This window comes from Streptomyces sp. NPDC088794 (genome assembly GCF_044750545.1).
Classification (GTDB): domain Bacteria; phylum Actinomycetota; class Actinomycetes; order Streptomycetales; family Streptomycetaceae; genus Streptomyces.
This window is the reverse complement of record NZ_JBIVKB010000012.1, coordinates 1-20,266: the sequence shown is the minus strand read 5'-3', so window position 1 is coordinate 20,266 and position 20,266 is coordinate 1. Positions and strand designations below refer to the sequence as shown.

The following is a 20,266-nucleotide window of genomic DNA, read 5'->3' as shown; positions in this document are numbered from 1 at the left end:
CCTGCGGAAATGAGGGCACGACGTGCGAGTGTTGGCGACGTCCGAGGGACGCGGTGACGTCGGATCAGGGGCGGGATCGGCAGTGCGGCGGAACACGGCCGCTTCGGAGGTGTCGCGATGACCGAACGGTACGTGCGGGATCTTCAGGAGGTCGACGAGACGCAGCTCGCGGTCGTCGGCGGCAAGGGTGCCCACCTGGGCGATCTGTCGCGGATCGACGGCATCCGTGTACCGGCCGGATTCTGTGTGACGACGGACGCCTATCAGCGAATCGTCGCGGAAGCGCCGTCGGTCGACGATCTGCTCGACGAGCTGTCGCGCCTGAACGCCGACGACCGGGAGGCGATCGGCGCGCTCAGCGCACGGATCCGTCGGAGCATCGAGGAGATCGCCGTTCCGGGCGATCTGACGGCGGCGATCACCGGCGCGCTCGGCCGGTTCGGGGAGCAGGACGCCTATGCCGTGCGATCCAGCGCCACGGCGGAGGACCTGCCGACGGCCTCCTTCGCCGGTCAGCAGGACACGTATCTGAATGTGGTGGGGCCGGCGGCGATTCTGCAGCATGTCAGCCGGTGCTGGGCGTCGTTGTTCACCGAGCGGGCCGTGGCCTACCGTCTGCGCAACGGTGTCGATCAGCGCGCGGTCCGCATGGCCGTGGTCGTGCAGCGGATGGTGTTCCCGGATGCGTCCGGTGTGCTGTTCACGGCCGATCCCGTCACGGGTGACCGGAAGGTCGCCACCGTGGACGCGGGGTTCGGCCTGGGCGAGGCCCTGGTCTCCGGGCTGGTGAACCCGGACGTCTTCAAGGTGCGGGACGGAGAGGTCGTCGCCAGGGGGATCGCCGCGAAAGAGCGTGCGGTGGAGGCTCTGCCGGCCGGCGGTACGCGGGAAGTGGCGATCGACGCGGAGCGCCAGGAGCAGCCGGCGCTGACGGATGAGCAGGTCGTGCGACTCGTAGACCTCGGGCGGCGCATCGAAGCGGACTTCGGACGCCCGCAGGACATCGAATGGTGCCTGGTCGACGGGGACTTCCAGATCGTGCAGAGCCGGCCGATCACGACGTTGTTCCCCGTGCCCGAATCCGGCGACGACGACAACCACGTCTACGTCTCCGTCGGGCATCAGCAGATGATGACCGACGCCATGAAGCCCCTGGGGCTGTCCATGTGGCGGCTGACGGCCATGGTGCCGATGCACGAGGCCGGCGGGAGGCTCTTCGTCGACGTCACCCGGCGCCTGGCCTCGCCCGCGAGCCGCAGCGTCCTCCTGGACCTCATGGAGAGAGGCGATCCGCTGGTCAGGGACGCGCTGGAGACCGTCCTGGAGGGCGACGACTTCGTCCCGTCCGTCCCGGACGTGGTTCCCGGCGGGCCGCCCGCCGGCGGTGGACCCGCCCCGATCGAGACCGACCCGACCGTCGTCACCGGGCTGATCGAGCGCAGCCGGACCTCCATCGCCGCCCTGGAGCGGGACATCAGCACCAAGAGCGGACCGGCGCTGTTCGACTTCCTGCTGGAGGCCTTCGAGGAGCACAAGAGGGTCCTCGGTGATCCGCTGAACATCCAGGCGATCATGGCGGGGATGGAGTCCACCTGGTGGCTCAACGACAACCTGGGGGAGTGGCTCGGCGAGAAGAACGCGGCGGACACGCTCACGCTCTCCGCCCCCGACAACATCACCTCTGAGATGGGACTCGCGCTGCTCGACGTCGCGGACGCGATCCGCCCGCATCCGGAAGTCGTGGCGTTCCTGCGGGGCGTCGAGGACGAGGACTTCCTGGACGAGCTGCCGAAGCTCGCGGGCGGGACCGAGGCGCGCGACGCCATCGAGGGCTACCTCGACCGGTACGGCATGCGCTGCGTCGGCGAGATCGACATCACACGACCGCGCTGGTGCGAGCGCCCCAGCACGCTCGTACCGGTGATCCTCGACAACGTCAGGAACTTCCGACCGGGCGCCGCCGAGCGGCGTTTCGAGGAGGGGCTGCGCAAGGCGCGGGAGGGGGAGCGGGACGTTCTGACCCGCCTGCGGGCCCTCCCGGACGGAGAGCGGAAGGCCGACGAGACCAAGCGGATGATCGACCGGGTCCGCACCTTCATCGGATACCGGGAGTTCCCGAAGTACGCCATCGTCTGCCGCTACTTCGTCTACAAGCGGGCCCTGTTGGGAGAGGCCGAACGGCTCGTGCAGGCAGGCGTGCTGACCGAGCGGGAGGACATCTTCTACCTCACGTTCCAGGAACTGCGCGATGTCGTGCGCTCGCACCAGGTGGACGACGGGCTCGTGCGGCAGCGCAAGGACGCGTTCCGGTCCTACCTCGCGCTCACCCCGCCACGGGTGCTCACCTCGGACGGCGTGGCAGTCAGCGGCACGCACCGGCGCGACGACGTGCCGGCCGACGCCCTGGTCGGACTCGCGGTGTCCGCCGGGACCATCGAGGGGAGGGCCCGGGTCGTCCTCGACATGGCGGACGCCGATCTCGAAGCGGGCGACATCCTGGTCACGACCTTCACCGACCCCAGCTGGTCGCCGCTGTTCGTCGCCGTCGCGGGCCTGGTCACGGAAGTGGGCGGGCTGATGACCCATGGCGCGGTGATCGCCAGGGAGTACGGACTGCCGGCCGTCGTGGGCGTGGAGGGGGCTACGCGACGGATCCGGGACGGGCAGCGGATCCGTGTGCACGGCAGCGACGGGTACGTCGAGATCCTGTCCTGACGGAAGAAGTCCTGCCTTGACCGACGAGATCCTGTCCTGACGGAAGAGGTCCTACCTCGGCCGACGAGATCCTGTCCTGACCGACAAGCCCCTGTCTCGACCGATCGCACAGTGAAGCCGCCCCGACCATGTTCGCGACGAAACGGCGCACCCCTGCGGGAGATCGCGTCGGTGCATCGGTAGTGTCCGCTCCGACGCACCGGGCCTGCGACATCGCGGTCCGCGATGAGGAGGTTCACCATGGCGGATCGTGGGGACGAAGGCGCGGCGGACGAGGCATCCGCGACGCGGCCGCCGGAGGGGCGTCGGGCGTCTGCGCGGGACGCGGTGCGGCTCGCCGTGGTGATCGGTGCTCTCGGTGTGGTCTTCGGTGACATCGGGACCAGCCCGATCTACACCCTCCAGACCGTCTTCAACCCGGCCGACCCGCACCCCGTCCCGGTCAGCACGCAGAACGTGTACGGCGTGGTGTCACTGATCTTCTGGTCGGTGACGGTCATCGTCACGGTCACCTACGTCCTGCTGGCGATGCGTGCCGACAACGAGGGCGAGGGCGGCATCATGGCGCTCATCACCCTGCTGCGGCGCTGGAGTTCACAGCGCGGCGGGCGAACCGCCGTCGTCCTGGCCGGACTTGGCATCTTCGGCGCGTCGCTGTTCTTCGGCGACAGCATGATCACCCCGGCCATCTCGGTGCTGTCGGCGGTCGAGGGGCTCAAGGTCGTCGAGCCGTCGCTGGGCAGTGCGGTCGTACCCATCACTGCGGTGATCATCGTGCTGCTGTTCCTGGTGCAGCGCCGGGGAACCGCGGCGGTGGGCCGGGTGTTCGGGCCGATCATGATCCTCTGGTTCACGGTCATCGGCGCGTGCGGGGTGGTCGGCATCGCCGACCACCCCGGCATCCTCCGGGCGCTGTGGCCGAGTTACGCCCTGGGCTTCTTCTTCGGCCATTTCGGCACCGCCTTCTTCGCGCTCGCGGCGGTGGTGCTCGCGGTCACCGGAGCGGAGGCGCTCTACGCGGACATGGGGCACTTCGGCCGCCGCGCCATCACCCGAGGCTGGCTCTTCCTGGTCTTCCCCGCCTGCGTCCTGAGCTACTTCGGTCAGGGCGCGCTGATCCTCGAGGACCCGGACAACATCAGCAGCCCGTTCTTCCTGCTCGTACCCGACTGGGGTCGGTGGCCGGTGGTTCTGCTGGCCACGGCGGCCACGGTGATCGCCTCCCAGGCGGTGATCACCGGCGCGTACTCGGTCGCCTCCCAGGCGGCCCAGCTCGGCTATCTGCCGAGGCTGCGGATCGCGCACACCTCCGAATCCACCATGGGCCAGATCTACGTCCCCTGGATCAACTGGCTGCTGATGGTCTCGGTCCTCACCCTGGTCTTCGCCTTCCGCAGTTCCACGGCGCTGGCCTTCGCCTTCGGCATGGCGGTCACCGGCACCATCACCATCACCACCCTGCTGTTCTTCTACGTCGCCCGCGCGAAGTGGGGCACTCCCGTCTGGCTCATCGCGACCGGCGCGACCCTGCTGTTCACCGTCGACCTGCTGTTCGTGGCCGCCAACCTGACCAAGCTGGTGCACGGCGCGTGGCTGCCGCTGCTGATCGGCCTCACCGCGTTCACCGTCATGACGACCTGGCAGCGCGGCCGCGCGATCGTCACCGCGGAACGAGCACGCCACGAAGGCTCCTTGCGCGAGTTCGTCGACCAACTCCGCAGCGGGGAGCGGCCGGTGCTCGAGGTCCCCGGCACGGCCGTCTTCCTCAACCGCGGCAAGGAGACGGCGCCCCTGGCCATGCGCGCCAACGTGGAACACAACCACGTACGCCACGAACAGGTCGTGATCCTGTCCATCGAGACCGAGCCGGTGCCCCGCGTCCCGGACGACCAGCGGACCGTCGTCGACGGCCTCGGGTACGGCGACGACGGGATCATCCACGTCACCGCCCGGTTCGGATACATGGAGACACCCGACGTCCCCGGCACGCTGGCGTTGGTGGATCCGGCCCGGACCGAAGGGCCGCTGCGTCTCGACCAGGCGTCCTACTTCCTGTCGAAGATCGAGCTCCAGCGCGGCAAGGCGCCGACGATGGCCCCCTGGCGCAAACGGTTGTTCATCGCCACCTCCTACATCACGGCCGACGCCGCCGAGCACTTCGGCCTTCCCCAGGACCGCACGGTCATCATGGGCTCGCACATCGAGGTGTAGGCGCTGCCGACGACTTGCCCGCGGCCGGTTCGGAGGGGTGCGTTCCGTACGACAGCAGGGGCATGTCCCCACCTGCCGAACCGGAGATCTCAGGTCGGGCCGATGCGGCCCTCGGCGGCTGCCTGCTGCTGCTCGTGCTGATGGCGGACGCGATGGGCGCGTGTCTGGCGGTCATCGTGATGGCGATGCACGGGCTGGGCCAGGGGGACGGCGGCGCCGGACGGAGGACGGTGGAGCCGGCGCCGACGGACTGGACGCCGGTGTGGTGCTGGAGCACTCTCGCGCCGGCCACCGGTGTCACGGGTGTGCTCCTGCTGAGGATCGGTCACCGGGTCACCGGAACAGTCCAGTTGACCCTGTGCGTGATCCTGACGGGCACCATCGTGTCGGCCTGGCCCTGAGCTCGGCCGGTCCGCCCTGTCAGGAAGCCGTCTCGGCGGACGCGGGCCTCGGTTCCCGTACGGCGACGCAGTCCTCCGCGTGCACATCGTGACCGGCGGAGCAGCGCGTCACCGTGTGGACCTCCGCGCCGCAGTCCCGGTGCATGAACCGCCAAGGAGCCCGGTGTCCCTCGGACACCCACGTCTCGCCCCAGTCGCGCAGGGACATGATCGCGGCGAAGAAGTCCCGGCCCCGGTCCGTGAGTCGGTACTCGAAGCGCTGGCGCTGACCGGGCTCCTGGTACGGCACCTTCTCGAGGAATCCGGAGGCGGTCAGGTCCTTGAGACGCGCTGCCGTGGCGGCCTCGCCGATGCCCACCCGCTCGGTGAAGTCCTGGAACCGGCGGGTTCCGAAGAAGGCCTCGCGGATGATCAGCAGCGACGAGCGGGTGCCGACCACGTCGAGCGTGCGGGAGACCGGGCAGTTGGCCAGGGACAGCGCGTCTGGGCGCTTCGACAGGTCATCCATGAGAGCAGCCTACCCACTGACTATTGTTGGCCGAAGTCACGGCTTCTTGGAGTCAGGGCCGTTGGCAGAAGCAGCGGTCGGGGTCGACGCGCTCGGCAGCCGGTGGCGTACGAAGAGCGCGGACGGGACGGCGACGACCAGCAGCGTGATCCCGCCGACGAGCAGTCCTCGGTGGACGGCGTCCGTGAAGGCCTGCGGCACGGCTTCGGCGACGGTCCGGGCGAGGGACGCCGGCAGTCCGGCCCCGCCGCCCCCGTGTGCCGCGCCGGCCACGACGCGGTCGGCGTCCGGGCCGGGAATCCCGGCGTCGACGAGCCGCTCGTGCAGGTTGTCGGGGAAGCGGGTGGTGACGATGGTGCCCAGCACGCTGGGGCCGAGGACGTTCCCGAGCTGACGGGCCATGTTGATGGCCGACGCGGCCATCCCGGCCTGGAGCGCGGGCACGCTGCTGACGGCCGCCGCGGACGACGGGGCGACCAGCAGTCCGCCGCCGATGCCCGCCACGAGGAGGCCCGGCCACATCGCTCCGTACCCGTCGAAGGGACCCACCGAAAGGAGGGCGAGCGCGCCGGCGCCCATGGCCACGAGGCCCACGGTGAGCACCGGGGTGAACCCGAACCGGCGCACCAGACGCGGTGCGATCGCGCTGACGGCGATGAAGGTGACGAACAGGACCAGTAGCCGGACGCCGACACCGAGGGTCGTGTACTGACGGACGCGCTGCATGTACAGCACGCTCAGCAGCGCCACCCCGACGAAACCGAACATGGCCGCGGCGGCCACGCCCATCACCGCGCTGAACGAGGCGCTGCGGAAGAGGCGCAGGTCGAGCATCGGGTCCGGGTGCCGCAGTTCCACCCGCACGAAGAGGGCCGCCGACACGGCGAAGACCACGTACATGGTGATGATCGACGGCTCGGCGTAGCCGGACGCCCCGCCCTGGATGATCGCGTAGGTCGCGGAGGCCAGGGTCACCGTGCCGAGCACCACGCCCGCCAGGTCCAGTCGGCGCGAGGGGTGCTTGCTCTCGTGTACGAACACCGGCGCCAGCGCGGCGGCGAGGGCGCCGACGAGCAGGTTGGTGAGGTAGACCGAGTGCCAGGAGAAGTGCTCCAGCAGGACGCCGGCGATCAGGGGTCCGACGGCCAGACCCAGACCCGAACAGGCCGCCCACGCGCTGATCGCGGTGGTGCGCTCGTGCGGATCCGTGAACGTGGTGCTCACGATCGTGAGGCTGGACGGCAGAACGGCCGCGCCTCCCACGCCCATGACCGCCTGCGCGGCTATGAGCGTTCCGGGGCTGTCGGCGACGAAGGCCAGCGCGCTGCCGGCGGTGAAGACGAGCGCGCCGAGGATGAAGGTCAGTCGCCGTCCGATCAGGTCGCCCAGGGTCCCCGCGGACATCACCAGGCTGACCACGGCCAGGCTGTAGGCGCTGGTCAGCCAGACCAGGGTGGCCGACGAGATGTGCAGGTCGGCCTGGATGCGGCCGAGGGCCGAGATGGTGCCGGTGATGTTGACGAACGCCATCATCACGCCGAGGCACACCACCATCAGGCCGAGCCACCGGCGAGGGACGGTGCCTCCCTCCTGGGTCCCGGGGAGAGGTGGGGCGGTCCGAGTGCCCGGGCCTGCCGACTTCTGACTTTGTATAGGCATAGCCAGGACAATAGCAGGCTGACTTTGATGGATAGAAGTTAGCTGGGGAGGTCTTTACGGTTTCCGTGTGCCTATGGACCTCGGGGACTTGTTCACTTACTGTCTAGACATGCCTGGACAGGTTCACAAGCATCATCACGTCGCCCGCGTTCTCGCCGACGAGATCCGCTCGGGTGTGCACGCCGACGGCAGCAGACTCCCCGGCGAGCACTCCCTCAGAGAGCGGTTCGGGGTCAGCCGCACCACCTTGCGGCAGGCTCTTCAGGTGCTCGGTGAGGAGGGCCTCATCGCCACCCACGCGGGCATCGGCTCCTTCGTCACCTTCGACGGAACACCGCTCGACCACCGGCTCGGCTGGACCAAAGCGCTCGCGCAGCAGGGCACCGAGCTGACGACCGAGACCCTGCGCTTCGAGGAGGTCACCGACCCGGAGCTGGCCGCCGAACTGGGGCTCACGTCCGCCGCGTTCATAGCGCTGGACCGCGTCAGGCGGCTCCCCGACGGCCATGGCGTGTCGCTGGAGCGCAGCCGGGTCCCGGCCACCGGAAGCCTGGCGGGCCTGCCCGCGCGCGGCCTGGAGGAGGGCTCGCTCAGCCGGGTCCTGGTCGGCGCCGGGCGCATCACCGACTCCGGCGAGGGAGTGGTGTCGGTGCGCGGACTCGACGCGGCGGAGGCACAGACACTGCACCGCTCGCCCGGCGAGTCCTTCCTGCGCCTGAACCAGGTCTACCGGGCGGCCGACGGTTCGGTCGTCGAACAGGTCACCAGCCTGCTCGACCCGGCCCGATTCGAACTGCACGTACGTTCCGGTCGAGGAGGCCGACAGTGACCGACCGACTCGACCGCGCCCTCGGCGCCTTCTACGGACTCGCCCTCGGCGACGCCCTCGGCATGCCCACCCAGGTGATGTCCCGGCAGGACGTCGTCCGCGTCTACGGCACCCTCGCCGGCTTCGAACCCGCCCGCCCCGACAACCCCGTCAGCGCGGGCATGCCCGCCGGATCCGTCACCGACGACACCGACCAGGCCGTCATCGTCGGACGCCTCATCGACGAGGGCCACGGCCGGATCGACCCGCTGCGCCTTGCCCACGAACTGCTCGCCTGGGAGAAGGAGATGAAGGCCAAGGGCTCCTTCGACCTGCTGGGCCCGTCCACCAAGGCCGCACTCGACGCGGTGGCCGCCGGCGCCTCCGTCAGTGAGGCAGGCCGCACCGGCACGACGAACGGCGCCGCGATGCGGGTCACCCCGGTCGGGATCGCCTTCCCCGCCGAGCCGTTGGAGCCCTTCCTCGACCACGTCGTGGAGTCCTGCCAGGTCACCCACGACACGAACGTCGGGATCGCGGGCGCCGCAGCGGTCGCCGCCGCGGTCAGCACCGGAGTGGGCGGAGGCTCGCTGGACGAGGCCGTCGCCGCCGCCGTGACCGCCGCCAAGGCCGGTGCCCGGCGCGGGCACTGGGTGGCGGGGGCGGACATCGCCGCCCGTATCGAGTGGGTACGCGGCCTGGTGCGCGACCTGCCGGAGGCCGAGGCACTGGACCTGATCGTCGACCTCGTCGGTACCAGCGTCGCCAGCCAGGAGTCGGTACCCGCGGCATTCGCGGTGCTCACCGTCGCCGACGGCGAACCCTGGCGGGCCGCACTGCTCGCCGCCAACCTCGGCGGCGACAGCGACACCATCGCGGCCATCGCGGGCGCCGTCGCCGGCTCGGTCACCGGCCTCTCGGGCCTGCCCGCGGACGCCGTACGCACCCTGCGCACCGTCAACTCCCTGGAACTGGAACCCCTGACCGCCCGCCTGCTCACCCTGCGCTGAGCCGACGCCGCCTTCTCCATCACCTTCCCCCTCTCCCAACTCCCTTCTGCCATCCGCGCTTTCCGCACCCGCAAGGAGGTTCCGTCATGACCGCTTCGAAGACGAACGATCGCGTCGGCACCATTGAGACCCGGGGGATCGAACCGGTCCCCGACAGCGAGCGGCACGGCCACGCCGGACAGATGTTCTGGACGTGGTTCGCCGCCAACATCAGCATCCTCGGGCTGCCGCTGGGCGCCACCCTGGTGGCGTTCCGGGGCCTGAACATCTGGCAGGCGGCGCTGGTCGCCGTAGTCGGCTCCTTCGGTTCCTTCGCTCTGGTGGGAGCCCTGAGCCTCGCGGGCAAGAAGGGCGGCGCGCCGGCGCTGACTCTCTCGCGTGCGGTCTTCGGCCAGCGGGGCAACGCGGGTCCGACGCTGATCACCTGGCTCAGCCGGGTCGGCTGGGAGACCATCACCACCACCACGGCGGCATACGCGCTGCTGGCCCTGCTGAACACCGCGTTCGGCGTCGGCCGGGGCACGGTCCTCACGCTCGTGTGCCTGCTGTTCTTCATCACCTGCACGCTGCTGATCAGCGGCCTCGGGCACGCGACCATCATGTGGATCAACAAGTGGGCCACCGTCGTCTTCGGGGTCCTCAACCTGATCGTGATGGGCTTCCTCGTCGCCACCGTCGACTGGACCCGCGTGCTCGACACCCCGGCCGGCGCGACGAGCGGAGTCGTCGCGGGCATCGGGTTCATCGCCGCGGGCACGGGCATCGGCTGGGCCAACGCCGGTGCCGACTACGCCCGTTACCTGCCCCGCAGCATCCCGGGCCGACGACTGGTGGTGGCCTCGGCGTTCGGCGCCGGCATCCCCCTCGTCCTGCTGATCTCCCTTGGCTCACTGCTCGCCGCGGGGGACGGGACGCTGGCGACCTCCTCCGACCCGGTCGCGGCGATCAACGCCATGCTGCCCTCCTGGATGGCGATCCCCTACCTCGTCGCGGCCTTCGGCGGCCTGCTCATGTCGAACCACCTCTCCACCTACTCCGCCGGACTGACGATGATCACCCTGGGCCTGCGCGTCCCGCGCGCCCTCGCCGTCACCTTCGACGTGGTGCTCATGTTCGCGGGCGGCATCTACTTCATGCTGATCGCCGACGACTTCTACGGTCCCTTCTCCACTTTCCTGACGCTGCTGGCCGTGCCCATCTCGGCGTGGATCGGTGTGGTCGCGGTGGACTCGCTGCGCGGCCGCTCCTACGACCCCGAAGCGATCATGGACACCCGCAGCACCAGCCGCTACTGGTACACCGGTGGCTTCCATCTGCCCGCCGTGCTGGGCTGGGCCGGCGCCATCGTGGCCGGGCTGTTGTTCACCAAGGCGTCGACCAGCGCCGACGACGTCTGGTTCGCGGGCCCCCTGTCCGACACCTGGCTCGGTGTGAACGGGCTGGGCTGGGCCATCGCCATGGTCGTCGCCGGCGCTGTCTACGCGGTGTGCGGTCCCCGCAGGGGTTCTTTGGTCGCCGATCCCTCCTCGTCGTCGTCCGCCTCTCTTCAGGAGGCCGCACGATGAGCGGCCGTCTCGTCCTCGCCGGAAACGTCCTCGCGGACTTGGTCATCGAGGTACCGGCGCTGCCCGAGCGCGGTGGTGACGTCCTCGGCACCCGCACCGAGACCACCGCGGGCGGCGGATTCAACACCCTGGCCGCCGCCGCGCGCCTCGGCACCCAGGCCGTCTTCGCCGGTCTCCATGGCACCGGCCCCTACGGCGACCTCGTCCGCACGGCCCTCGCCGCCGAAGGCATCGCGACCCTGCTGCCCGCGCGCACCGACCGCGACACCGGCTTCACCGTCGCCCTGGTCGACGACGGGGGTGAACGGACCTTCGTCACCAGCTTCGGCGTCGAAACCGATCTCACCGCCGCCGACACCCGGACGATTGCCGCCGGGCTGAGCGATGGTGACTTGCTCCAACTCTCCGGCTACGCGCTGGTGTTGCCCGGCACCGGGCCCCTGCTGGCCGGACTCACGGCCGACCTCCCGGCGGACGTCACCCTCTGCCTCGACCCCGGTCCTCTGGTGGCCGACATTCCCGACGAGGTCCTCGCTCCGGTGCTCGCGCGCACCGACTGGCTGAGCGTCAACGCGCGGGAGGCTCGGCTGATGAGCGGTCTCCCGGAGCCGGGCGCCGCGGCGGACGCGCTGCGCGGGAGGCTGTCACCGGGTGCGGGTGTGCTCGTGCGGGCCGACAAGGACGGGTGCTGGCTCGCCGCTTCCGGCGGGCCGCCGGTCCACGTACCCGGATTCCCGGTGGACGCCGTGGACAGCAACGGCGCGGGTGACGCGCATGTCGGTGCGTTTCTCGCCCTGCTCGGTCAGGGCCACGACCCGCTGACGGCCGCCCGTGGGGCCAACGCCGTAGCGGCTTTCGCGGTGACCCGCCGCGGTCCTGCCACAGCACCGAACCGGGCCGAGCTGTCGGAGTTCCTCGGGGAGGACTCCCTCGCGGGACTGCTCTTCGGCTCCGCGCAACCCTGAACAGCGTGAGTCGCGGGTGACCGGTCGTTCCTGAGTGACGTCGCGTCCGCGTACGTCAGCGGTTCCTCGGTCTCAGCTGTTCACCGGGTGGACGGTGAGCAGGTCGGCGAGGTCGACGCGGGTGAGGAACTCACGCCGGATGCGGTCGGCGAGGTCCGAGACCTCCTCGGATCCGTCGTTCGCGGGGTCGATGGTGACCCGGTAGGGGCGTTGGCCGGCGGGGAGGCCGACTATGCGCGTGATCTCGTCGGAGACGAGAGAAGCCTCGGCGCCCTCTGGGGCCAACGCGGCCAGTTTCTCCGCGACTTGCCCGACGAGACCGGCGTACTTGGTCTCGTACTCGGCCTCGACGTCCTTGTCCGTGGGACGGCCGGAGTGGGCGAAGTGGTTGGTGCCGCTGGTGAACGAGCCGGGTACGACGATGCTCGTCTCGACGCCCCAACGGGCCAGTTCGGCCGCGTAGCTGACGGCGAGGGAGTCCATGGCCGCCTTGGCCGCGAAGTAGGGCGCGAGGTAGGGCGGGGTGCCGCCCTTCACGCTGCTGCTGGAGACCCAGAGCACCAGGCCCCGGCCGGACTCGCGCATCGCGGGCAGGGCGGCGCGGTTGACGCGCTGGGTCGACAGGACGTTCACGTCGTACAGGTCGGCGAGCTGTTCGGGAGTGAAGGCCTCGGCCGGGCCGGTCACCATGTGGCCGGCGTTGTGGATGAGGACGTCGATACGGCCGTGCTCGTCGAGGATCTGCCTGATCGCCGCGTCGACGGACTCCTGTGAGGTGACGTCGAGTTCGACGGACCGCAGGTCGACTCCGTGTTCCTTGCTGTACTCGGCGGCGGCCGCGACCTGCGGGGCGTTGCGGGAGGTGGTCTGCCGTATTCCGGCGTAGACGATGTGGCCGGCGTCCGCCAGGGCGCGGGCGGTGAGGGCGCCGAATCCGCTGGAGGCGCCGGTGATGACGACGATGTTGCTCATGGTTTCCGTCTCCTTCGGAGCGTGGAGGGGCGTGGGGTGATGTGTGGGTGGGCTGGTGTGAGGCGGTGTGGAGGAGCGGTCAGGCGATGCCGCCGTTGGTGTAGAGGATCTGGCCGTTGACCCAGCGGGCCGGTCCGGCGAGGAAGGCCACCGTCTCCGCGATGTCCTGCGGGGTGCCAAGGCGCTCCAGGGGTGCCGCCTTGGACAGGTTCGCGATCGTGGCCTCGTCCTTGCCGTCGAGGAACAGCGGGGTGGCCGTCGGGCCCGGTGCCACGGCGTTGACGGTGACGTCCTTGCCGCGCATCTCCCGGGCGAGGACGAGCGTCATGGCCTCGACCGCGCCCTTGCTCGCCACGTAGGCGCCGTAGGACGGGAACTGGAGGCGGGTGACGGAGGTGGAGAAGTTGATGATCGCGCCGCCGCCGCGCACGCGCCGGGCCGCCTGCTGGGAGACGACGAAGGTGCCGCGGATGTTGGTGCGGTGCATGCGGTCGAGGTCGTCGAGGTCCAGGTCCGCGATGGGGGAGAGCAGCATGATGCCGGCCGTGTTGACGACCACGTCGATGCCGCCGAACTCCCGCTCCACGGTGTCGAAGGCGGCGGACATGGCGTGCTCGTCGGCGACGTCACCGCCCACCGCGATGGCCCGGCCGCCGTCCGAGGTGATGGCGGCGACCGTCTCGTCGGCCTTGGTCTTGTTGCCGGCGTAGTGCACGCCGACGGCGATGCCGTCCGCCGCGAGGCGTTCGGCGACCGCGCGGCCGATACCGCCGGAGGCACCGGTGACGAGGGCTACACGGTTGGTGCTGTCGTTGCTCATGACGTTTCCTTCGGTGTTGTTGTCGATCGATGGAGGTGAAAGGCGGGCCGGGTGGTGCGGTCCGGGCAGGTCAGCTGCTCCGGCCGGGTCCCGCCAGGTGCGCCAGCCACTGCTTGAGCAGGGCGGACTCGGCGGGGGTGAAGGGCTGGGGCGTGAACTCGTCCGCCGAGGCCAGCAGCGTGGTGGCGGCCGCCTGCCGGGCGTCTTGCGTGGCGGTGTCCGCTGCCAGGTCGAGCAGGATGTCCCGGTGGATCGCGTCGCGGACCATGACGGAGAGGCTCAGGTCCGGGTACAGGGCGGGACGCGTGATCAGGGCGAGGGCGACGCCCGTGTTGGCCGACATGACCATGCGAGCGGCCACGTCGGGTGCCACGCGCAGGCGGCCCTGCTGAGCGAGCCGGTCTAGGACCCCGCGCAGGATGCGCATGGCCTCCGTCGCGGCCTCGGGCTGCTCGCCCAGGGCCGACGAGAACATCAGCTTGTAGGCGTTGGGGTGGGCCAGCGCGAACGCGGTGTGGCTGTCCCATCCCGCCCGCAGGTCCTGTAGCGGGTCCGGGGACTTCTCGGCGGCCCGCTTGCTGCCCAGGTACTGGTCCCACACGTAGTCGACCGTGGCCGTGAGCAGTCCGTTCTTGTCGCCGAACAGCCGGTACAGCACCGGCTGCTGGACGCCCGCGGCCTCGCTGATCGCGCGGGTCGACACATCGCCGCCGGGGGACTGGGCGAGGAGCTCCGCCGCCGCTTCGATTAGCGCTGATCTCGTATCCATGCAATCGACGATAACAGGTGGTGTTATCGATGGCAACAGCTATCTGTTATCGCCGATTCGGGCGGGTGTAGCGCTGATGCGGGCGGACGTGACGGCGCCCGTATCCCGATGTGTTCAGGGATACGGGCGCCGTGTCCTGCGGGCCGGGCGCCGGGGCCCGTACCGGTTAGGGGAGCCAGTGGTTGCCGGTGATGGCGATCATCACCTGGAGCTGGATGCTGGATCCGTAGTAGCTGGAGGAGTCGAGGGGCACGGAGTTCAGCTTGTTCCACAGGGCGTCCAGCCACGCCTGGCTGCCCGTGTCGGTGGCCGCCGCGACCGCGAACGGGGCGATGAAGGCGACCGACTCGCCGGACTCCGCGACTGAACCGGTGAGCTTGTAGCCCGACGCGATCTTGTTGGGGTCGCCGCCGGTGGTCTGCTTGATCCAGGAGTTCATCTTCCGCACCGAGGCGAGGGACTGGAGTCCCCGGTGGTCAGCGCGTCCACGCCGAGCCGCCACGGGTCACGGCATGCGTTCCAGGAGTACGCGCCGTCCAAGGACGACTCCAGGACCTTTCCGGGAGCCGGCTTCGGGGTGGAGGTGTTCGTGTTGACGGCGAAGTCCGGGAGCAGGCCGGTGGAGGACGCGTACTTGGTCTGCAGGGTGTCGATGAGCTTCTGGTGGGCCGCAAGGATCTGGTCCCAGGTCGCGTCACCGGTCGCCTTGCGGAAGGCCTTGAAGTGGCCGGGCAGCCAGTCCGAACTGCGGCTGATGGTGTCGTAGTTGCCGTCGGACCAGTCCCCGAGGTTCATCAACTTGGTGCCGGAGACCACCTCGCTCGCCTTGATGGCGTTGATCCGGCGCACGGCGAGCTGCTTGTAGTTGTACGTTCCCGAGCTGCCCCACTGCTTGTCGGCGAGCAGCAGGGAGTACGCGATCTCCAGGTCTCCGTCGGTGGCCGAGTCCGAGCCGTTGACGCTCTTGCAGCTGGAGTTCTGTTCGGCGGCGTGCAGGTCGGGGTTGTTGACCGACGGATGGTCGAGGACGTACTTCAGGACCCGGTCGTAGGAGTCCTTGGCCGCTGTGTCGGCGCCGGCCATCGTGGCGAGGATCGTCAGGCCGTAGCCCTGGCCCTCGGCGACGTAGGGGTGGTCGGCGTCGGTGGAGGCGATGGCCGACCAGCCGTTTCCGCACTTCGAGGTGACGAACGCGGCCTTCCACTTCTTGTAGTAGTCGACCACCTTCGCGTCGTTGGCGGCCTGGTTCCCGGACACCTTTATGGTGCCGGTGGCGTACGGGAAGGTGTGGCTGCCGAACGGGATGTTGGCGTTGACGGCAGCGCTGTCGGCGGAGGCCGGGAAGGCTCCGCCGAACCCGGCGATGAGACCACTGGCAAGGGTGGCCGCGCACAGGGCGGCCCAAGTCCTGCTTCGTGTGGGGGACATGACACGAGATCGTGCGGTGTCGCGGAGGTGACCGTCAATAGATTTGTTAGGAAACGTTACTTCCGATTCTGTGGATCACTCTGAAGGCCCGTCATGACAGTTGTCGTAGATAGTCGTGACGTCAGCGCCTCGTACTGCCCGCGCCGACGGGCCGGCACGCGATCGGCACCCACACCCTGCGGCTGGTCGACCGGACCCGGCGCGATCCATGGGTACCGGCCAAGCCCGTACAGGAGTTCATCGTGCCCCTCCTGGACGGGCCCACCCGAGGTATCCGGAGCTGGTCTTCCGGAAAGAGAGGGGCGCGGGGTGCCGGTAGGCGGCGGATCGTCAGGCGGCGGCGTCGAGAACCGAGCGGATCACGAGTTCGCCCACGTCGACCTGCTCGGGCTGGTTTACGGCGTAGACGATGGCATCGGAGATGGCGACCGTGGGCAGCGCGAGCTTGTCCGCCATTCCCTGAACCCACGCCATGGTGCCCGGGTCGCCGCCCTGGATCAGCTCCGACTCCACGAAGGAGGGGCTGACGACGGTCACCCGGACATCGCTGTTCTCCTTGCGGATGCCCTCCGAAATGGCCCGCACCGCGTACTTGGTCGCGCTGTAGACGGCCGTGGTGGGCGACACCTCGTGCCCCAGCGTGGAGGAGATGTTGACGAAGTGACCGGAGCCCTGGGCCTTCATCAGAGGCAGCGCCGCCGCGATGCCGTGCAGCACGCCCCGTACGTTGACATCGATCATCCGGTCCCAGTCGTCCGTGCGCCCCATGATCAGGGGCGACAACGGCATGACACCGGCGTTGTTGACCAGGACGTCGATCCGCCCATGGCGCTCGTGGGCCGTGCTCACAAAGGCATTCACGCTGTCGAGGCTCGTGACGTCGAGCTCGGAGTAGTCGGCGGAGCCGCCGGCGGCCTTGATGCTGTCGGCGATCTCGGCAAGGCGGTCGACCCGGCGGGCACCGAGTACGACGTGGTGCCCGCCGGCGGCGAGGGCCCTTGCGGCGGCCTCGCCGATGCCACTGCTGGCTCCGGTCACCAGGACGATCTTCGACGTTGAGGTGGTGGTCATGTGATGCTCCGGTTTCTCTTCATGGCTGACAAGTCATGGCTGACGAGCAGCAATATCGAGATTGGCACCGTGAGAGCGGCGAAAAGGCGTCGGCGGAGGCCCAGCCGAACATAGGTCCAGCTGGGCCACGATCGACTCCGAAGCCACACCGTGGTGGGCACACAATGGGTGTATGGACCAGAACACCGAGCTGGGGGAGTTCCTCCGTTCTCGCCGGGCACGCCTGACTCCCGAGGCGGTCGGAGTGGGGACGAGCGGCCGTGGCCGCCGGGTGCCGGGTCTGCGCCGCGAAGAGGTGGCCCGTCTGGCCGACGTGAGCACCGACTACTACACCCGGCTGGAACAGGGGCGGCATCCCCGTGTCTCCGAGGGCGTGCTGGACGGCGTGGCCCGCGCCCTGCGCTTGGGCCCGGTCGAGCGCGACTACCTCTTCCACATCGCGCGTCCGCGGGTCACCCACCCTTCACGGGAACGCGCGCGCCCCGAGCGGGTACGGCCGGAAGTGCATCAGATGCTGGAGGTACTGGGCAGCGTCTCACCGGCCTTCGTCGTCAACCACCGCCTGGACGTGCTGGCCTCCAACCACCTGGTCCGCGCCCTCATCACGGACTTCGACGCGCTGCCGACCCGGGAGCGCAACTTCGCGCGCTTCGTGCTCTTCTCTCCCGCGGCGAAGGAGTTGTACGACGACTGGGATGCGATCGCGCGGATCATCGTGGCCAACCTCCGGCTGTCCTCGGGGCACCATCCCGACGACACCCGGCTCAACGAACTGATCGGCGAGGCCTGCGTCAAGGTGCCGGAGTTCAACGGCTGGTGGGCGGGTCACCACCTGGACGACTGCAGCCACGGAACCCAGCTGCTCCACCATGCCGTGGTCGGGGACCTGACCGTGCACCACGAAGCGCTGAACTTCTCGTCCGACCCGGATCACACCATGTGTCTGTACACCGCAGAACCCGGCTCTTCCTCCGCCCAGACCCTGGCGCTGCTCGCCAGTTGGAGTGTGCCCGCGACCCGGTGAGGTCGGAGCCGTCCGGTCGATCAACGGTGCCTATTCATCCGACAAGTGGCCCGAAATATTCGGGTATGCCCTCTTAGGGGACCACGAGCCTGCTTCAAAGGTCGGATCTTTTGCGTGCATGCCCATTGCCTAGCTCCTCGGCGTCTCACTAATTTACGAATTAATCTCGAACGACTCGCCCGAGGAGACCCGCAGTGCGCCCTTCCTCCCGCCGTGACTTCCTTCGTCTGACCGGTGTCGCCGGGGGTGGTCTCGCCGCCTTCGGCGGCCTGCCCCCGTTCGTGGCGCGCGCCGACCCCGATCGCCCTGCTCACGCGAACATCGTTCCGGAGAGCGAGGCCACCACCCTCTGGTACCGGAAGCCGGCCGACGAGTCGCACATCATCCAAGAGGCGCTTCCCGTGGGCAACGGCAGGATGGGCGCCCTGGTCGGCTGTGACCCCGCGGACGACTTCGTCTACATCACGGACGGTTCCTTCTGGACGGGCGGGCGCAACGACACCCCCACCAGCGACGGACAACTTCCCTACGGCGCCGATGACTTCGGTAGTTTCGGACTGCTGGCCAAACTCCGGGTCACGCTGCCGGGCCACACCGCGCAGGAGACCAGCGGATACAGACGCAGCCTCGACCTGAGCAACGGCGTGGTGTCGGCGACCTATCAACACCGCGGAGCCCGTTTCCGCCGGGAGATCTACGCCAGCCACCCGGACGACGTGATCGTGGTCCGACTATCCGGAAGCGGCACCCACACCGGTGTGATCTCGCTGGAAGGCACGCACGGTGAGGACACCTCGGCGGACGGGAAACAGCTCTCGTTCGCCGCGACTCTCAAGAACGGCCTGCGGTACGCGGCTTCGGTCACCGCAGTGAGCAGCACGGGAACCATCAAGGCGGAGAACGGAAAGCTGTCCTTCTCCGGGTGCCGCGAACTGCTGATAGCCGTCTGCGCGGGTACCGACTACTCACCCGACGCGGGCAAGGACTTCCGGGACGCGTCCATGGTCCCGCTCACCGTGGCCCGTACGAAGACCGCCGCCGCGGCGAAGGTCTCCGGCGCCGCGCTGCTCGCCACTCATGTGGCCGACTACCGGCGCCTCTACGACCGCTTCACGATCGATCTCGGTAGATCCTCGGCGGTGCAGCGGTCGTTGGACTCGTGGTCGCGCATCGCCGTCAGATACACCGACGCGTCCACCCCTGACCCGGAGTTGGAGGCCGCCTACGTCCAATACGGCCGCTACCTCACCATCACCGGGTCCAGGGACTGGTTGCCCATGAACCTCCAGGGACTGTGGATCCACAACAACAACCCTGACTGGTACGCCGATTACCACACCGACATCAACGTGCAGATGAACTACTGGCTGGCCGACCCCGGGGGACTGGGCGACAGCGCACACGCTCTCGCACGCTACTGCCGGTCCCAGTTGCCGGTCTGGACCGATGTGACCGGGCGGCTCTACAACAACCCCGACAACCGCTTCCGCAACAGCACGGGCAAAGTGGCCGGTTGGGCCATCGCCTTCTCCACCAACATCTACGGCGGCAGCGGCTGGGCCTGGCACCCCTCGGGCAATGCCTGGCTCTGCGCCACGCTGTGGCGCCACTACGAGTACTCCCAGGACCGCGAGTACCTGGAGACGATCTATCCGGTGCTGAAGGGAGCGGCCGAGTTCTGGAAAGCGCGGCTGATCACCACCAAGGTGACCGATTCGGACGGTTCGTCGCGCGACGTCCTGATCGACGACACCTCCTGGTCGCCGGAGCACGGACCGGACGGCAAGGGAAACACCTACGCGCAGGAACTCGCGTGGGAACTCTTCCGGGAATTCGCCGTCGCGGCCCGCGTTCTGAAGCGCGACGCGGACCTGGCCGCCGAGCTGGAAGCGATGCAGGCCAAGCTCTACCTTCCCCGGGTCAGCCCGAAAACCGGCTGGCTCGAGGAGTGGATGAGTCCCGACAACCTCGGTGAGACCACACACCGCCACCTGTCGCCCCTCATCGGATTCTTCCCCGGCGACCGGATATCCGTCGACACCAGCCCGCGCGAACTGGTGGACGGCGTACGCGCCTTGCTCACGGCCAGAGGAATGGACAGCTTCGGCTGGGCCTGCGCCTGGCGGTCACTGTGCTGGTCGCGGCTCAAGGACGCCGACAAGGCCTACCAGCTCTATCTCACCGTGCTGCGCCCTTCGATGAACAACGGCAACGGGACGTCGGCGAACTGGTTCGACATGTACAGGAGCAATGCTCAAGACCTGTGGATCAATCTCGGGTTGGACGCGAAGGGCGTACCTTCCCGATTGATCCTGTGATGGTCACCGAGTAGGCCCGCGT

The 20,266-nt window shown here is 69.1% G+C and carries 17 protein-coding genes; 9 read left to right on the top strand and 8 right to left on the bottom strand.

The window, feature by feature from the left end; genetic code table 11:
• Positions 1-117: 117 nt before the first annotated feature.
• From rph to ACIP6U_RS29705, 3 genes are all read left to right on the top strand, one after another.
• Positions 118-2,715, top strand: coding sequence for a rifamycin-inactivating phosphotransferase (gene rph / locus ACIP6U_RS29715; protein WP_401723961.1), 2,598 nt, complete (start codon positions 118-120; stop codon positions 2,713-2,715).
• 240 nt (positions 2,716-2,955) lie between these two features.
• Positions 2,956-4,926, top strand: coding sequence for a potassium transporter Kup (locus ACIP6U_RS29710; RefSeq protein WP_401723960.1), 1,971 nt, complete (start codon positions 2,956-2,958; stop codon positions 4,924-4,926).
• Positions 4,927-4,988: 62 nt separating this feature from the next.
• On the top strand, positions 4,989-5,327 hold the full coding sequence (locus tag ACIP6U_RS29705) for an inner-membrane translocator (protein WP_401723958.1): 339 nt from the start codon (positions 4,989-4,991) through the stop codon (positions 5,325-5,327).
• A 19-nt stretch (positions 5,328-5,346) separates the two neighbouring features.
• On the opposite strand, the gene ACIP6U_RS29700 is transcribed toward ACIP6U_RS29705, so the two are convergent.
• Together ACIP6U_RS29700 and ACIP6U_RS29695 are read right to left on the bottom strand one after the other, a co-directional pair.
• On the bottom strand, positions 5,347-5,835 hold the full coding sequence (locus tag ACIP6U_RS29700) for a winged helix-turn-helix transcriptional regulator (RefSeq protein WP_401723955.1): 489 nt from the start codon (positions 5,833-5,835) through the stop codon (positions 5,347-5,349).
• 36 nt (positions 5,836-5,871) lie between these two features.
• A complete protein-coding gene (locus tag ACIP6U_RS29695) occupies positions 5,872-7,389 on the bottom strand; it encodes an MFS transporter (RefSeq protein ID WP_401723952.1) in 1,518 nt (505 codons plus the stop codon).
• Positions 7,390-7,603: 214 nt separating this feature from the next.
• Between ACIP6U_RS29695 and ACIP6U_RS29690 the strand changes: the two genes are divergently transcribed.
• The 4 genes from ACIP6U_RS29690 (at position 7,604) to ACIP6U_RS29675 (ending at position 11,842) form a co-directional block, all read left to right on the top strand.
• Complete coding sequence (locus tag ACIP6U_RS29690) at positions 7,604-8,323, top strand: GntR family transcriptional regulator (protein WP_401723949.1); 720 nt, start codon at positions 7,604-7,606, stop codon at positions 8,321-8,323.
• Positions 8,320-9,312: an ADP-ribosylglycohydrolase family protein gene (locus tag ACIP6U_RS29685; protein ID WP_401723947.1), complete on the top strand. Its 993-nt coding sequence runs from the start codon at positions 8,320-8,322 to the stop codon at positions 9,310-9,312. The genes ACIP6U_RS29690 and ACIP6U_RS29685 overlap by 4 nt, the downstream gene beginning before the upstream one ends.
• A gap of 86 nt (positions 9,313-9,398) precedes the next feature.
• Positions 9,399-10,877: a purine-cytosine permease family protein gene (locus ACIP6U_RS29680; RefSeq protein WP_401723945.1), complete on the top strand. Its 1,479-nt coding sequence runs from the start codon at positions 9,399-9,401 to the stop codon at positions 10,875-10,877.
• A complete protein-coding gene (locus ACIP6U_RS29675) occupies positions 10,874-11,842 on the top strand; it encodes a PfkB family carbohydrate kinase (protein WP_401723942.1) in 969 nt (322 codons plus the stop codon). Before ACIP6U_RS29680 ends, ACIP6U_RS29675 begins: the two co-directional genes overlap by 4 nt.
• Positions 11,843-11,914: 72 nt before the next feature.
• Here ACIP6U_RS29675 and ACIP6U_RS29670 read toward each other — a convergent pair whose 3' ends face one another.
• The 6 genes from ACIP6U_RS29670 to ACIP6U_RS29645 form a co-directional block, all read right to left on the bottom strand.
• Positions 11,915-12,814: an SDR family oxidoreductase gene (locus tag ACIP6U_RS29670; protein ID WP_401723940.1), complete on the bottom strand. Its 900-nt coding sequence runs from the start codon at positions 12,812-12,814 to the stop codon at positions 11,915-11,917.
• A 79-nt stretch (positions 12,815-12,893) separates the two neighbouring features.
• A complete protein-coding gene (locus tag ACIP6U_RS29665) occupies positions 12,894-13,634 on the bottom strand; it encodes an SDR family oxidoreductase (RefSeq protein ID WP_401723938.1) in 741 nt (246 codons plus the stop codon).
• Positions 13,635-13,704: 70 nt separating this feature from the next.
• A complete protein-coding gene (locus ACIP6U_RS29660) occupies positions 13,705-14,403 on the bottom strand; it encodes a TetR/AcrR family transcriptional regulator (protein WP_401723935.1) in 699 nt (232 codons plus the stop codon).
• Between the two features lie 166 nt (positions 14,404-14,569).
• The gene (locus ACIP6U_RS29655) at positions 14,570-14,842 is read right to left on the bottom strand and encodes a hypothetical protein (protein ID WP_401723933.1); all 273 of its coding nucleotides are present in this window, start codon (positions 14,840-14,842) and stop codon (positions 14,570-14,572) included.
• A complete protein-coding gene (locus ACIP6U_RS29650; protein ID WP_401723930.1) occupies positions 14,839-15,831 on the bottom strand; it encodes a glycosyl hydrolase family 8 in 993 nt (330 codons plus the stop codon). Before ACIP6U_RS29650 ends, ACIP6U_RS29655 begins: the two co-directional genes overlap by 4 nt.
• A 330-nt stretch (positions 15,832-16,161) precedes the next feature.
• Positions 16,162-16,902, bottom strand: coding sequence for an SDR family oxidoreductase (locus ACIP6U_RS29645; protein WP_401723928.1), 741 nt, complete (start codon positions 16,900-16,902; stop codon positions 16,162-16,164).
• Between the two features lie 172 nt (positions 16,903-17,074).
• On the opposite strand from ACIP6U_RS29645, the gene ACIP6U_RS29640 reads away from it, so the two are divergent.
• The gene (locus tag ACIP6U_RS29640) at positions 17,075-17,926 is read left to right on the top strand and encodes a helix-turn-helix transcriptional regulator (protein WP_401723925.1); all 852 of its coding nucleotides are present in this window, start codon (positions 17,075-17,077) and stop codon (positions 17,924-17,926) included.
• 194 nt (positions 17,927-18,120) lie between these two features.
• Complete coding sequence (locus ACIP6U_RS29635) at positions 18,121-20,244, top strand: glycosyl hydrolase family 95 catalytic domain-containing protein (protein WP_401723922.1); 2,124 nt, start codon at positions 18,121-18,123, stop codon at positions 20,242-20,244.
• The last annotated feature ends 22 nt before the right edge of the window (positions 20,245-20,266 follow it).